The sequence below is a fragment of the Thermosphaera sp. genome, from assembly GCF_059755995.1.
In genome coordinates, this window is the sequence record NZ_DBOUKL010000030.1 from 1 (window position 1) to 13,474 (window position 13,474).

The 13,474-nt window shown below is 52.7% G+C and carries 15 protein-coding genes and 1 other RNA gene; 6 read left to right on the forward strand and 10 right to left on the reverse strand.

What is annotated here, in order from left to right; all coding sequences use genetic code 11:
* Positions 1–166: 166 nt before the first annotated feature.
* From AC3OH0_RS03460 to AC3OH0_RS03470, 3 genes are read right to left on the reverse strand one after another with little or no spacing between them, the layout of a single operon-like run.
* Positions 167–1,144, reverse strand: a complete 978-nt coding sequence (locus AC3OH0_RS03460) for an alpha/beta fold hydrolase (protein ID WP_498344778.1) — start codon at positions 1,142–1,144, stop codon at positions 167–169.
* A 21-nt stretch (positions 1,145–1,165) separates the two neighbouring features.
* Complete coding sequence (locus AC3OH0_RS03465) at positions 1,166–1,405, reverse strand: hypothetical protein (protein ID WP_498344779.1); 240 nt, start codon at positions 1,403–1,405, stop codon at positions 1,166–1,168.
* Positions 1,389–2,111 (reverse strand): DUF2208 domain-containing protein, encoded by a 723-nt coding sequence (locus tag AC3OH0_RS03470; protein WP_498344780.1) that lies wholly within the window; start codon positions 2,109–2,111, stop codon positions 1,389–1,391. The genes AC3OH0_RS03465 and AC3OH0_RS03470 overlap by 17 nt, the downstream gene beginning before the upstream one ends.
* 273 nt (positions 2,112–2,384) lie before the next feature.
* Between AC3OH0_RS03470 and AC3OH0_RS03475 the strand changes: the two genes are divergently transcribed.
* Positions 2,385–2,864 (forward strand): hypothetical protein, encoded by a 480-nt coding sequence (locus tag AC3OH0_RS03475; protein ID WP_498344781.1) that lies wholly within the window; start codon positions 2,385–2,387, stop codon positions 2,862–2,864.
* A gap of 112 nt (positions 2,865–2,976) precedes the next feature.
* Here the strand turns inward: AC3OH0_RS03475 and AC3OH0_RS03480 are convergent, their stop codons facing one another.
* The 3 genes from AC3OH0_RS03480 to AC3OH0_RS03490 all read right to left on the reverse strand — a co-directional run bounded on the left by AC3OH0_RS03480 (position 2,977) and on the right by AC3OH0_RS03490 (position 5,057).
* Entirely contained in the window at positions 2,977–3,747 is a 771-nt protein-coding gene (locus AC3OH0_RS03480) for a DUF72 domain-containing protein (protein ID WP_498344782.1), read from the reverse strand.
* Positions 3,748–3,761: 14 nt separating this feature from the next.
* Positions 3,762–4,175: an AbrB/MazE/SpoVT family DNA-binding domain-containing protein gene (locus tag AC3OH0_RS03485; protein WP_193436428.1), complete on the reverse strand. Its 414-nt coding sequence runs from the start codon at positions 4,173–4,175 to the stop codon at positions 3,762–3,764.
* A gap of 72 nt (positions 4,176–4,247) precedes the next feature.
* Complete coding sequence (locus tag AC3OH0_RS03490; protein ID WP_193436427.1) at positions 4,248–5,057, reverse strand: phosphoribosyltransferase family protein; 810 nt, start codon at positions 5,055–5,057, stop codon at positions 4,248–4,250.
* Between the two features lie 357 nt (positions 5,058–5,414).
* Between AC3OH0_RS03490 and AC3OH0_RS03495 the strand changes: the two genes are divergently transcribed.
* Positions 5,415–5,675 carry a hypothetical protein gene (locus tag AC3OH0_RS03495; protein WP_498344783.1) on the forward strand — a complete coding sequence of 87 codons (261 nt, stop codon included), beginning with the start codon at positions 5,415–5,417 and terminating at the stop codon, positions 5,673–5,675.
* Positions 5,672–7,324: a DEAD/DEAH box helicase gene (locus tag AC3OH0_RS03500; RefSeq protein WP_498344784.1), complete on the forward strand. Its 1,653-nt coding sequence runs from the start codon at positions 5,672–5,674 to the stop codon at positions 7,322–7,324. Before AC3OH0_RS03495 ends, AC3OH0_RS03500 begins: the two co-directional genes overlap by 4 nt.
* A 20-nt stretch (positions 7,325–7,344) precedes the next feature.
* On the opposite strand, the gene AC3OH0_RS03505 is transcribed toward AC3OH0_RS03500, so the two are convergent.
* Together AC3OH0_RS03505 and albA are read right to left on the reverse strand one after the other, a co-directional pair.
* Entirely contained in the window at positions 7,345–8,034 is a 690-nt protein-coding gene (locus tag AC3OH0_RS03505; RefSeq protein ID WP_498344785.1) for a hypothetical protein, read from the reverse strand.
* Positions 8,035–8,108: 74 nt separating this feature from the next.
* Positions 8,109–8,399 (reverse strand): DNA-binding protein Alba, encoded by a 291-nt coding sequence (albA, locus tag AC3OH0_RS03510; protein WP_013130083.1) that lies wholly within the window; start codon positions 8,397–8,399, stop codon positions 8,109–8,111.
* A gap of 142 nt (positions 8,400–8,541) precedes the next feature.
* On the opposite strand from albA, the gene rgy reads away from it, so the two are divergent.
* Complete coding sequence (gene rgy / locus AC3OH0_RS03515; RefSeq protein WP_498344786.1) at positions 8,542–12,171, forward strand: reverse gyrase; 3,630 nt, start codon at positions 8,542–8,544, stop codon at positions 12,169–12,171.
* Here rgy and AC3OH0_RS03520 read toward each other — a convergent pair.
* Entirely contained in the window at positions 12,155–12,418 is a 264-nt protein-coding gene (locus AC3OH0_RS03520; protein WP_319637047.1) for a DNA-binding protein, read from the reverse strand. The genes rgy and AC3OH0_RS03520 overlap by 17 nt on opposite strands.
* 308 nt (positions 12,419–12,726) lie before the next feature.
* On the opposite strand from AC3OH0_RS03520, the gene AC3OH0_RS03525 reads away from it, so the two are divergent.
* Both AC3OH0_RS03525 and rnpB read left to right on the forward strand, forming a co-directional pair.
* Positions 12,727–12,855, forward strand: a complete 129-nt coding sequence (locus tag AC3OH0_RS03525) for a hypothetical protein (protein ID WP_498344787.1) — start codon at positions 12,727–12,729, stop codon at positions 12,853–12,855.
* Between the two features lie 41 nt (positions 12,856–12,896).
* An RNA gene (gene rnpB, locus AC3OH0_RS03530) (RNase P RNA component) lies at positions 12,897–13,210 on the forward strand.
* Positions 13,211–13,212: 2 nt separating this feature from the next.
* Here the strand turns inward: rnpB and AC3OH0_RS03535 are convergent.
* On the reverse strand, positions 13,213–13,474 hold a 262-nt coding region (locus AC3OH0_RS03535), incomplete at its 5' end, for a ribosome biogenesis domain-containing protein (protein ID WP_498344788.1).

Here is a 13,474-nt window from a genome sequence, read left to right on the forward strand (position 1 = left end):
ACCCACCCCTCCCCTCGTAGCCCAGGACCTTGACAACCCTTCCCTCCTCCACAGCGTCGAGAGTTAAGGAGTCGCTGGACATTGTTAGGGCCACCTAATTACTCCTGGTAGATCAGTGATAACCCACTACCCTATTATACCTGGCGTTAGGACGCCTAACAGTCCGCTACCCGTGCGAGATGAACGGCTGGACAGCCTCCAGGAACCTTGCAGGGGATTCCTCATGAGGGAGGTGCCCAACATTCTCCATAACTATCAGCGTGGAGTTGAGGAGGGCTGACAGCTCAATGCTCGACTCCAAGGGGACTATCTCATCCTTGTCACCGTGCACTATCAACACCTTCTTGCCAAGCCTGGGGAGGTCCCCAGTGATATCGGGGAAGTCGCTGTGCTTTAAAACCCAGTAAAGCCCCTTATCCCAGTTCCTTGCTTTCAAAGGATGCTTGTAACCCTCCACCACGTCGCTCGTTAGAAGCGTCTTATTATACCATGCCTTGTAGAGAACCTGCTCGAGCTGTCCGACAAACCCTCTCACAACCACGGGGCCGTACTTGTCCGCGAACGGGAGGTAGAAAACTATGCTCTCATACCACGCCCTGACCCTGGGCTTCCAAGCCGGGGCTATCAGCACTATCGATTCAACCATCTCGGGATGCTTCAGCGCGAAGAGGAGCGCCAGCCCGCCCCCGGCTGAGTGGCCGATGAAAACCGCCCTGGAAACGTTAAGCCTTGAGAGAAGCCTGTAGGTTAGCTCGACAACTCCTTCACTAGTATAGGGGTTGTAAGGAGTCCTGCCAGGCTCAACCCTCTCCGTGAGGCCGAAGCCAGGCCTGTCGAAAGCTATGACCCTGCCAATGGATGAGAGGTTGCTGATGATGCATCTCCAGGAGAAAACGCTCGCTCCGAAGCCGTGGAGGAGTATGAAAACCCTGTCACCCGACCCCTCGTCCAAGTAGTGTATTTTGAAGCCGTCTATCTCCACGAACCTGCTGTTCTCGAAGCCTATCTCCTCAACCGGCATGCCCACCTCGGGGACAGGGATTAACGCTAGGATGAGCAGCACGAGCAGTGCTGACACTATTATCTTACCCTTCCTCGTCCTGAGGAACCCTTTCGCTTTAGCCTTAAAGCTTTTGAAATCCACGGGGCAACCCTTCCAGGCACACTATATTTTCTTAGCCCTAGCCCTCTCCCGCTGCGAGAGAGCTTCCTCATACTCCTCCATTATCTTCTTAACATACCCCTTCAACTCTTCCTGCGGCACTCTTTCAACCAGGCTTTTAAAGAAGCGTGAAGCACACCGGGAGCTGTGGAAGCTCAGCGTTAAATCCCCGTAGCTTAAAACAATCCCCTGGCCCTTCGGGAAAACCCTTCCGCAAACCACGCACCTATACTTGGCACTCACTAACACCAGCCTCTCCCAGCTTGTCGGCAAGCTTTCCTGTTTCAAGAGTGTACAGCCTGATCTTCATGTTCTTATTGCTCCGGCTTCTCAGCTCCACGAACTTCCTGTCAGGGTTGGGCTCGAAGCAAACGTCCTCGTTGAAGGTGATGAACTGCCTGTTATCGATCATCACTCCTTTCCTGTAAACCTCGAAGCCGATCCTGGCGAAGAGGAAGGTCTGCATATCGCTTCCCCTGAACAGCAGGAACCTGAGCCCCTGCATGACGCCGAAGAAGAAGGCGTACATGCCGAGGAAGTATATGAACCTCATCACTACCTCATTCTCCGTGTACTCGCCTATGATGCTGACTATTAAGGGGCCTATGTAACCCTGGTAGATGCTCCAAAGTATGAAGACGAAGAATAGTAGCATGAAGTTCAGCATCATCATGGTCATCTGCTTCTTCAGCTCAGCGTTCAAATACTTGTCGTACATCATGGCGTTAACAGGGTTTGACTCCTTGAAAACAGGGGAGCCAAGCTCGCTCTTCGGCGGAGGCTTCATACCCTTGCTCGTCAGCTTAAACATCACGGCCATGAACACTATGAAGTATAGCAGGAAGAAGGCGAAAGCCCATTGAGGAACCACTGCTGAAACAAGTGCGAAGAGAATCATGGATAATGCTTGAATAACCCACATGATTTTCCTAGGCGGCTGACTCATCATCTCAAACACCGGTAGATTGTGGTCGAAGCTGGCTCTTTAAGAATTATATTAACCAGCTTAATAAATAATGATCCCGGATGATGAGTCGCCACTTGACGGATGAGTGAAGACGGTCCGTGTTTCTGAACAACCACTCACACTGCTCGGGAAGCGATGAGGAGGAGCTTAGTGCGGAAAGGTGAAGAAGTTATCCCCGCCTGAGCTCTCACCCACGATCACAGTGATCCAGGATAAAAGCAGGGCCAGTACTCTAGTTTAAACAGGGTGGGCTGGTTGAGCAGCCCGAGATTATTCATCAACATAATCATCGACGTGCAGCCAGGCTGGGTTTCGAGAACCGATAAAGCGTTGAAGAGGAAAGGGTTTAAAACACGCCTAACCCCTCCCTCAACGATAAGTGGTTTGAAAGCCTACGGCGCTGGAAACCCTGGCGAAGTAGTAAGGGAGCTGGAGGAGCTCCTCTCAACCACCTCGTGGAGAGCGCTCTCCATAGAGCACTGGCTACTTGTTAAGAAGCAATGCCCCTGCCCGGGAGGGAGGGCGTGTGTCGAGCCAAGGAGCGGTCAGCTACTCCACGCTTACTGCAGGGAGGATGGGAGCGTGAGCTACCGGGTGTTGAACGCTAAAACCCCTCCTTCAAACCCTTTAAACACTCCGAGAAGCATGTTCAAGATCTGTGGTGAACCCGCGGGCTTGCAGGATTTAACCGTGAAACTATTAAATATTCTGAAAACATTAACAAGCATAGAGTGATGAACGCCCTATCCATTTCGAACAATCGTGATGAAGAATGTCGAACCCAGGCTGACCAGTCTTTTAATTAAGCAGTTACAGCCCGGGAACCAGGGGTCAGCAGCCTGCGAGCCTACTCGACCCTTGCATCCTCCCCAAGCACTTTCCCGCAAACCTGTTTAAACCTTGAAGCATCGCCGAGCATTGAGACATTGTTGAACATTACGTACGCGGTGTTGAAATTCATTTCCTTGAGAATGAGCGCCAGCTCCTCCAGGTCTTTATCGGTATACTTGTACGAGTAGTTGACCTCTCCCTCTCCAAGCCCGTGGAGCCTGGTGTAGACTACGCCGCCGTGGAATACTGGCCGGGCTTTCAACAAGTCTGTCACATGTATCACGCCGTGCTTGCTCAGCAACTCCTTAAGGACTGGTGCGCGAGCCCACTCACCCCTGGGCTCCCAGCCGTACTTGACGCTGCCGGACATTGAGACTGCTTGCTCGAAGAACTCGTCAACCCATTTAACAACATCCTGGTTGAAAGGCATGCTGGCCGGTGTCTGAAACACCACTATAAAGGCGTCGAGGGCTCTGGCAACCTCCAGTGTTTTCTCAAGCGCTTGAATATTCTCCCTGCTAGGCTTCAGGAAGCCGTAGCCCTCCGGGTTGCCCCCGGGCTTCCTCCTCATCCTCCTCCAGGTGGGGGATGTTGAAGGATGGGTTAACACCTGCCACGCCTTAACCGCGAACGAGAAGCCCTGCGGAGCCTCCTTTCTAATGCTTGAAGCCCATTCAACGCTTGGCAGATCGTAGAAGGTGTTTTGAAGCTCCACGGTTTTAAAAACACTGTAGTATTTGCCGCGGGCTGTTGGAAACCCGCAGCACCCTGTGATAACGGTTTTCATACCCTGCTGATCCCTTACTCAACCGACATGTAGCTTGCTTCAACGTTCTTGACCGGCTCCAGCTTCCTCATCTCGTCGGCAACCATGCCTGGCTCAGTCCACTCCGACTTAGCCAGGTCTACGATCATCTCGCACTCGCCAAGCTCCTCCCTCTTCAACACCGTGCACCTTGTTGAGACAATGTCTATGTTATGCTGGGCGAGAAACCTTGTCAGCTCGGCTAGGACGCCGGGGCGGTCCTCAACAACCAGCCTGATCTTTATAAGCTTAGCCGCGACCGGGATGGGAAGTAGCCTCAGCTCCTTCTTCTCCTTATCAGCCACCACTAGGAGGTACATGCCCTCCCTGATGTCCAGGACTTCCCTAACAGCCATTGGGATTGTAACCCTTCCCTTGGAGTCAACCTTCACAAGCTCTTCGATCTTCATTGCTTATCCCATTCAATGTTATTTTGTTTTAACAAGCTTATAACAATATCTCTAATCCCACATTATTCCCAATCATATCGCGAACGGGATTGTTGTTAACACTTTAACGCCCTGATCCTCGAGCCGCATCCTCCACGCCTCGCCAAGCCCTAGTATAGCTATGACATCGACTATCTCAGCCCTAGACTTAGCTATCATGTCGAGCACGCTGCTCAGCGTCCTCCCCGAGTACACGACGTCGGCGAGCACCAGCACCTTGTCCTTCCTGCCCAGGAGGTCCCTGTCCAGGTATAGGTTTTCAATCTCCTTAGGGCTCCTCATAACCATCGTGCTGTAGTACTGTATTCCAGGGTAGCTCTTACGCTTCACGAGAACTATTGGAGCGTTAAACTCTGTTGAAAGGAATGATGCAACCGGTAGCACAGCCTCAGCCGTCACCACGATCTTCGTCACCTCCTTCCCGGTTAGCTCCAGGAGGAGCATTACTGAGAGCAGGCGGCTGATGTACGGGTCTTTCAAAACCCTGAGCAGGTCTATCACAGGGCTCTTCTCCCTCTCGACAAGCTCCTTCACGAAGAACCCTATGTCTATAGACAACGCTATCTTCGCAAGGATACTGGCAGCCTGTTCGAAGCTGGGTATTATCGAGCCTCTCGCATACCTGCAGAGAACTGATTCCGGGATCCCTGTTAGCTCGTAGAGATCCTTGTAGGAAAGGTTCGGCTTTAAAAGCCTCAGCAACTCGTTAGCCATCAGCCTCATCTTCATCTTGTCAGCCTTGCTCTGAGAGTAGGTTTTCATAAGCTTTGCAGCAATATCCGCTACCTCTTTCTCGCTCGGCTTCCTCGCGATAAGCACTCTTCCAGTCTTAACCCTAAACATGACACCACCACGGTTAATCAGGTATTTTTAAAATACTTAAATAAAAATTTAAATACACAGGGATGAGAGGGGTTTTAAGTACTGATAGGTGAGGAGAAACCCACGCGCCGACCCTCCCGTTGAAAACTCCACGGTCTTTAAGGATAAACAGCTTTAATACTGTACTAGTGTCTTGAAAACATGGAGCGGTGAACAATCATAGAGTTCGTCTTCAACGAGAAGCTGCTGAGGCTCGGGATCCCCCGGGGCCTGCTGGAGGAGGCTGCGTCGCAAGCCCTAGCCCTCGGGAGAACCTACGCAAAGGCCTGCGGGGAGTGCAGCGGCATAAGCCTGTGCATCCTGCTGAGGCTGGTCCTGGTGAACGATTCATACATGGTTGAGCCCGAGGGTCTCCTGGTAAAGCTCCCGCCTGAAACACCGCTCGACGAGAAGACAACCTGGTTTTTAAAATACACGGAGACCATACGGAGCTTTGGAGGAAGCGTTGAACTCTACATCGGCAGGAGCAGCTGGCCCGGTGTCTACGGGCTCGCCTGCAGGGACACGGGGCTTGCGAACACTTTCGTGGAGCTCCCGGAGCCCGAGGAGGCGATGCTGTTCGAGGAGGATGGGGCATGATAGTTTTGAAGACTCGTAAATGGATTAGTGATGAAGCCTTCAGGGAGATATTGAGGATTGCCGAGTACCAGGGCGGCGGTGGAGGTGAGAGAAGGTTCATCCTCAACCCTGAGAAAGCCGTCCGCAACGGGTACTCGTACAGGGATGTTGTGGAGCTGATCAAAGAGTACCAGCTGGAGCTTGAGGGAAGCCTGGACGAGCTGGAGGCTGCCTTCCAGCCCTACACCCCCGTGCTGGAGTGGGACAGTCTCACAGGCTATGTTAAGCTGTACATTCCATGGCCTGTTTTCAACAAGGCAAGAGCATTCCTCTCCGAGCTGGGCGCTAGGAGGGCTGCGTCCAGCGATACTGGAATAGTCTACAGGATCCCGCCCTACAAGCTGCACACCGCCTACTCCAAGCTGTCGGAGCTGGGCTTGGAGGTTAGGGATCCTGGGAGGCTTCTCGAGGATAAGCTCCTCCCGTTGAAGCCGGAGCTGGTCAACGTCTCGCTCAGGAGCTACCAGCAGGAGGCGCTGGAGAAGTGGAGGAGCAACAACTACCAGGGGATTGTAGCCCTCCCAACAGGCTCCGGGAAGACTTTGATCGGGGTTTCAGCGGTTGTTTTAACCGGGAGGAGGAGCCTGATAATAACCTACACCAGGGAGCAGATGTTCCAGTGGAGGGATGTAATAGTTAAATCGACGAACATCCCGCAGTCAATGATCGGCCTCATGTACAGTGATGAGAAGAGGCTTGCCCCTATAACCATTATAACCTATCAGAGCGGTTTCAGAGTGATAAGCGAGATCTCCCCCTTGTTCGACCTCCTAATAGTTGACGAGGTCCACCACCTCCCGGCGGAGAAGTTCAAGCACATCGCGGTTCACAGCATAGCCAAGTACAGGCTAGGCTTATCCGCAACCCCTTACAGGGAGGATGGTAAGCACGAGGAGCTGTTCCCCCTGCTGGGAGGGATAGTGTACCATAAAACACCCGCGGAGCTGGCTGCAACAGGGTTCCTGGCACGCTACCGCGTCGTAACCGTTAAAGTAGGGTTGAAGAAGGATGAGCTCGAGCAGTACAACTCTCTCAGGAAGCTCTACTTCAAGCTGGCTAACGGGAGGGATTTCAAGAAGGTGCTGGAGGACGCGCTAAGAGGTGATCAAAGGGCTAGGGAGGCTTTGAGAATACACAGCCAGATGAAAATGCTCCTAGCCAAGTCGGAGAGCAAGCTGGAGAAGGCTGTTGAAATAGCCCGGAGCGAGCTGGAGAAGGGCGGTAAGATAATCGTGTTCACCCAGTACGTGGAGCAGGCGGAGGAGCTGAGTAAAAGGCTTGGAGCATACTTGTTAACAGGCGAAGTCCCTGCGCTCGAGCGTAAGAGAATACTTGAAGAGTTCAAGACAGCATCCAAGGGGATACTCGTGGTCACCACGGTCGGGGATGAAGGCCTCGACATACCTGACGCTAACGTAGGGGTAATGGTGTCGGGCACCGGTTCAAGGAGGCAGTTCATCCAGAGGCTTGGAAGACTCCTGAGGCCGAAACCAGGGGGTGAGGAGGCCCGGCTCTACGAGATAGTGTTGGAGAAAACCCCTGAGGAATACCAGTCCAGGAGGAGGAAGACCTCCACCCTAGACTTCGACGAGGCTTTCAACCAGGAGTGAGCTCAGGCGAGGACACTTTTTTAATCGGCTGAGCCTGCTGAAACATCAATGAGGAGCCAGTGAATAATCCTCCAGAACCCTGGGCACTCCCCGGTTCCAGGGGGTTTCACAACCATCTTCCTCTCCTCGAAACATGCCTGGACAACAGGCTCAGCCCCGCCGGGGCCGACGGCAACAATAACCGGTGTGAAACACCCCTCCCTACCCTTGCTCGAAGCCTCCCTCACAGCCGGGTCGAAGAGGTCGTGATGCCCTACAAGGCCGCCCAGGCTGGTGTAAACCTGGCCCACGGCCACCAGCTCCCCGCAGGCCGGCCCGGGGCTGGAAACAGTTACAAGCCAGTCTGAAACCTTCAAAACCCCTTGCTCCCTGACGGATAGGAGGCCTCGGAGGGTGCTCGCAAGGCTTGAAGCGTTGACGAGGCTGTACTCCAGCCAGGTATCCTTGTGGGTGATGTAGCGTGGTAGCCCATACCTCCCCGCCACCGCCCCGGCCTGTTCGGAGCGGTCTGGAGGGAACACGAGGGTGAACGGGGCTACTGCTACTTGAACAACCTCCCCGTTAACAACAACGTAAGTGTAGCCTGGCCTACGCGTAACGTAGAACTCTTCGACACCGCTCCCGGCAAGCTGTTCGAGGAAGCTTGTGAAAACCTGTGTTTCAAGGCTGAAAGCTTCCACCAGGAGCGAGCTCCTTGGAACCCTTGGCATCTCGGGCAACCGGTAGAAGGGTTGTGATTGATGGAAATATTCTAGAAAAACACTGTTTGCTGTTTCAAACCCGTTTACTCTTTAATCTTTAATTTAACCTCGATGATGCTGACCCTGGTCTCCTTGCCCTGCGGGTTGGTCACTGTTTGGCTGCCAATCTTGATGTCCTCAACGTCTACTTTACCAGGCAGGAACCTGTTCCTGATGATCTCGACTGTGTCGACAGCCTTGCTGATGGCTCTTCCGCGGGCCTTGATGTACACCTCTCTAACACCCTGGTGTACCAGGGTTAGTACGGCTATCACGTAGTTCATTACGGGTTTCTTACCAACCAAGACTGTGTTTGCACTCTGGGGTTGCGCCATATTTCACACCCTATAGATTTTGTTTTACTGGTTAGAAATATGATTAATCTGCTACTATAAAAACCTTTTCCCTGCAGGGTAATACACCACCCCTCCTTTTAAAACAATCCCGCGCAACGGATTTGAATACCGAGGATGAATATTGACGATTGCTTTAAACCCGTTGTACAGGAACTCCTGCCCTGTCTGCGGTGGAGACTTAACTTCGAGAGATGTTGAAGAGCATGGGAAGTGCCAGAGGTGCAGGAGCAGCCTAGACTCATCCCTCAACGTTTTCACCCTGAGCAGGATTATCGAGGATGAGGTAGGGGATTTTGAAGAGTTTTTCAAAACAGTAACCAAGGGGCTCACACCCTGGGGGGCTCAGAAGACGTGGGTTAAGAGGATACTGTCAGGCGAGAACACGGTGTTGATAGCCCCAACCGGCATGGGGAAGACCACGCTCCTTATCGCTTACGCCGTGTTCGCCAGCAGCAGGGGTAAGAGAATCCTGTACGTAACCCCGACAAGAGCACTGGGCAAGCAGATACATGCTAGGATAACCGGGGACGGCGGCGGGGAAGCCGTTTTCTACGACTCAGGCCTGTCCAGGAGGAAGAAGCAGGCAGTCCTGGAGAGGATTGTTAAAGGAGATTTCAAAATACTCGTGATAACCAACAGCTTCCTCGGAAGAAACTTCGACCTCCTCAGCAGGCACGAGTTCGACATCGTCATCGTTGACGACGTGGACAGCTTGCTGAGGAGTGAGAAGAATATTCTGAGACTCCTATACCTCCTAGGCTTCAACGAGGAGGTTGTCCAGCTGGCTAAGAAGAGGCTGCAGCTCCTGTGGAAGCTCATGGTTAACAAGAGCTTGAACAATGAGGAATCCTACTCCAGCATTGTCAAGGAGTACCTGGAGCTCGACGCCAGGATTGAGTCATCCCTGAGGACGTTGAAGAGGAGGCAGCTCATCGTTGCCTCGGCCACCGGGAGGATTAAAGGGGTGATGGGAAGGATCCTCAAGGACCTGTTGCGGGTGGATGTTTCAGGGATAACCATTTACGGGAGGGATGTAACAGACTCCTACCTGCTCAGGAGCCCTGGCGAGGCCGCAGGGGAGCTTGCCGCGCTGGTTAAAGCCCTGGGCCCCGGGTGCGTGATCTACATATCCCCCAGGCACCCGTTGAAGCAGCAACTGGTTAAGCTCTCCGAGGATCTCCGGGGCATTCTTGAAAAGGAGGGTTTTAAAACAGCTGACGCAACCCCTGCCAATATCTTGAAAATGGTGAGCGGGCAGGTTGATGTTTTAATAGGGAGCGCGAGCTACTACGGGTCCAGCGTCAGAGGAATAGACGCTCCCCAGAGCATAAAGTATGTTGTCTTCCTTGGAACACCTGTCTTCACGGTGAGCCTGGAGTCTTTTCTCTCAAACCCGAACATGCTTGCGAGAATCCTGATAGAGCTTGCTGAGAAAACCAGTGTTAAATCACTAAGGGAGAGGGCTTACACTGTTAGAAGACTAGTATACTACTTATCGCCGGGCGAGACAAGGCTGCTCCGCAACGTGCTAACCGGTAAGATCCCTGAGGAGGCTGTTAAACCCCATGAGAAGCTCTACAGCAAGTATGTTGAGCTGAAAACCCTCTACTCCAAGACAGTTAAGGAGGTGGAGGATTACCTGGACGCTAACACGGTCCTGGAAGCAGGATCCATAACCCTCTTGAAAAACGGGGACGCCTACCTTGCAGTGATCCCGGACGCGATGACCTATATCCAGGCCAGTGGAAGGGTGAGCAGGCTATACGGCGGCAGGATGACCCACGGCCTATCCCTCATCGTTGAAGCACCCCTCCTATCAAACCTTGTGAAAGGCCTGGAGCTGAAGCTCAGAATGATCAACAAGGACCTCGGGTTTAAACAGCTCGGGGAGCTCGACCTCTCCGCTGAGAAAAAAGCGGCTGAGTCGACGAGAACAAGGAGCGGGGAGTGGGCTTTAAAGTACAGGAGCGTGCTAATCGTTGTAGAATCCCCGACGAAGGCTAAGACGATAGCGAGATTCTTCGGGAAGCCCGTATCGAGGAGGATAGGGGATGTTAACGCTTACGAAATCCCCGTGAAGATTGGCGGGGAAATAATCGACTTGAACATAACGGCTACCCGGGGCCACCTTTACGATTTAACCACCGATCCCTCTATCGACAACTACGGGATCGTTGTTGAAAACGGGCTGGTAGCACCGGTTTACGAAACCATTAAGAGGTGCAGGGTGTGCGGGACACAGTTCACCCATGAGTCTTCATGCCCCAGATGCGGCAGCGGGGTTTTCTCGGACCAGAAGAACGTTGTAAACGCGTTGAGAAAGCTCGCGGGCGAGGTTGACGAGGTGTTGATTGCAACAGACCCTGATGTCGAAGGGGAGAAAATAGCCTACGATGTCTACCTCTCAGTACTCCCCGTTAACAGCAACGTGTGGAGGATTGAGCTCCACGAGATAACCCTGCATGAGTTTCTCAAATCCCTTGAGAGGAAGAGAGGTGTAGACAGGAACAGGGTTCTCGCCGAAATATACAGGAGGAGCCTTGACAGGCTGGTAGGGTTCAGCCTCAGCCAGGACCTGTGGTCAAGGTTTGGGAAGAAATACCTGGGGGCGGGCAGGGTTCAAACCCCTGTGCTGGGAATGATTATCCAGAGATACAGGGAGTATGTTGAGGGGAAGTGCAGGAAGATTGAGCTCGAACTAGGCGAGCCCTTGAACACCAAGTACTCGGTCTGCGTTGACAAGGATTCAAGCCTGGCCGAGGAGGTTGGGAAAGCTGGGAAAATACTGCTGCGGAAAGAAGGCGAGGAGGTTGTCGAGGTTTCTCCGAAACCCCCCTACACGACCGATGAATTCCTGGTTGACGCTGCCAGGAGAGGGATCCCGGTCGGCCTTGCAATGAAGATTGCTCAGGAATTGTTCGAGGCAGGCTTGATAACGTATCATAGAACAGACAGCAAGTATGTGAGCGCGACAGGGGTTTCAATAGCTTCGAAATACCTTGCCGCGAAGAATTTGAAAAGCCTTCACAGGCCGAGCCACTGGGGGGAGCCCGGGGCTCATGAAGCAATAAGGCCTGTCTACCCTTACGATACCGATGACTTGATGAAGGCTTTCACGGAAGGGTTGATACCGTTAACAATTCCCTTAACAGGCCTCCACTACAGCCTCTACGACATGATTTTCAAAAGATTCGTGGCAAGCCAAATGAAGCCTTTCAAAGCGGTTAAATCCAGGTTCACCCTCTGGGTTAACAATACTGCGCTGGGAACCATGGAGGTTTACACCAGGATAGTTGAGGATGGGTTCAACCTTGTCGCAGGCGTTAAAACCCACGGCGGACTCGAGAACGTTCGGGAAGCCGAGGTCCTGGTGAAGCAGGTTAAGACGTCGATCTCCAGCAGAACATTCCTCTACAGTGAGGGAGACCTTGTAGCCTTAATGAAGAAGACAGGTATTGGCAGGCCGAGCACCTACTCCAAGATAATATCCAGCATTGAGAAGCACGGCTACATTGTCAAGTCGAGGAAGAAGCTTAAGCTGATACCGACTAAGACGGGGATAATGGTTTACAACTATGTTTCAACAGCCTACCCTGACCTGACTTCCGTCGAGCTTACCAGGAGGATGGAGGAGCTGATAGATGAGATTTCCACGGGCCGCTTAAGCGCTGCCGAAGTGATAATTGATTTAATGCAGTCTCTCAGCACGAGGAGCCTGATACCTGTTAAAACCCTCAGTACTTTTTCCTAACAGTAATAGCTATGAATGACTTAAACCTCCCCTTAAACCTGTCACTCCCAATATCAACCTTAACCAGCTCAACACTATCCCCAAGCCTTGAGACAAGGGCGTTGTAGACGTCGACAGCCTTGCTTACGAAGCCACCGCTACCCTTCAACACAACAGTGCTGCTACCTTCCTGGAACATTAGGATGGTTTCAAACACGTAATCCTCAACCGGCTTAGCACCAATGTTCACCAACCTAGCCTCTTCCACAATCCCCACCATTAACAATAGACGTATGGATTTACTATTAAATATTGCCCTCGCCGGCACAGGGTGGAGGCGATTCAGTTGAAACCGAAGGGTAGAACTGGGGAGTTTTCCTATACTACCTCAACTATTACTCACCCACCCCTCAACTTCTACTCTACAATTAAGAAATAAATCATGAAGAATCAGTTAAAGTAAAATAGAATTATTAGACAAAAATAATATAATCATTATACAAATATTTTCTTATTTCAGTTGGAAGAAATGTTTCTAAATTTCAAAATATGCATTTGAAACATAGGGGTGTGGGGTTGACCAGTTGTTTCCAGTTTCTCCATTTGAAGCTTTCCCGTAAAACCGGGGAGTTTCTAGCATTGGATAAGGCGAAGGTCCCAGGCGGTCCAGTCGAAGGGTTCCCGGTGAACCCCCCGGTTTCATAGAGGTTGAAGATTATAGGGAGGTTTATCAAAAATGTAATCAGGGGGCTGGGCGGCCCGTTGACGCCTCCGTTTGGAGGTGAGGAAACTCCGCGCACCCCGCGGCAGTGCGGCCCCGTAAGGGGCACGGCGAGTCCCCGTGGCAACGGCACAGAAACGGTACGGCCGCAGCTGGGTGGCGATGATGCGGACGGGCCCCTGGTGACGGGGGTTTTAAACCGTTGAGGACGGTTGCGGACGCGTTGAAGCGGCCGTCCCGCATGGTGCAAGGGCTGATCCTGGTGTGAGGGCCACGCGACCGGTGTAGGCCGCTTAGACGAATACGGGCTTAACAGAACGCGGGTTACGGCCCGGCCCCTCCTAGCATGGCGGGCTATCCCCCCAGTACTCCCGGATTACCCTGTCCAGCTCCTCCCTGCTCCCTGCTTTCGAGCACGACTCCAGCAGCTCGGTGTTGAGGCTGTGGAAGGTGTTCATCCACTTGTAGAGGCCAAGGAGCTTCTCATAGGTTTCCGTGAAGCCTGTTATGTATGCTGCGGCTGCGACGGCTTCAATGCTTGAGAGCATGCAGGGCTTCCCATAGTTTACAGGGTTGCCGGGGAGGAGGGGCGGGAGCTTGACG

Coding starts and splice junctions, on each gene's coding strand:
- AC3OH0_RS03490 (WP_193436427.1), bottom strand. CDS start 5,057: ATGTTTAGGGTTAAGACTGGAAGAGTGCTTATCGCGAGGAAGCCGAGC.
- AC3OH0_RS03500 (WP_498344784.1), top strand. CDS start 5,672: ATGATAGTTTTGAAGACTCGTAAATGGATTAGTGATGAAGCCTTCAGG.
- albA (WP_013130083.1), bottom strand. CDS start 8,399: ATGGCGCAACCCCAGAGTGCAAACACAGTCTTGGTTGGTAAGAAACCC.
- AC3OH0_RS03470 (WP_498344780.1), bottom strand. CDS start 2,111: ATGATGAGTCAGCCGCCTAGGAAAATCATGTGGGTTATTCAAGCATTA.
- AC3OH0_RS03505 (WP_498344785.1), bottom strand. CDS start 8,034: ATGCCAAGGGTTCCAAGGAGCTCGCTCCTGGTGGAAGCTTTCAGCCTT.
- AC3OH0_RS03485 (WP_193436428.1), bottom strand. CDS start 4,175: ATGAAGATCGAAGAGCTTGTGAAGGTTGACTCCAAGGGAAGGGTTACA.
- AC3OH0_RS03480 (WP_498344782.1), bottom strand. CDS start 3,747: ATGAAAACCGTTATCACAGGGTGCTGCGGGTTTCCAACAGCCCGCGGC.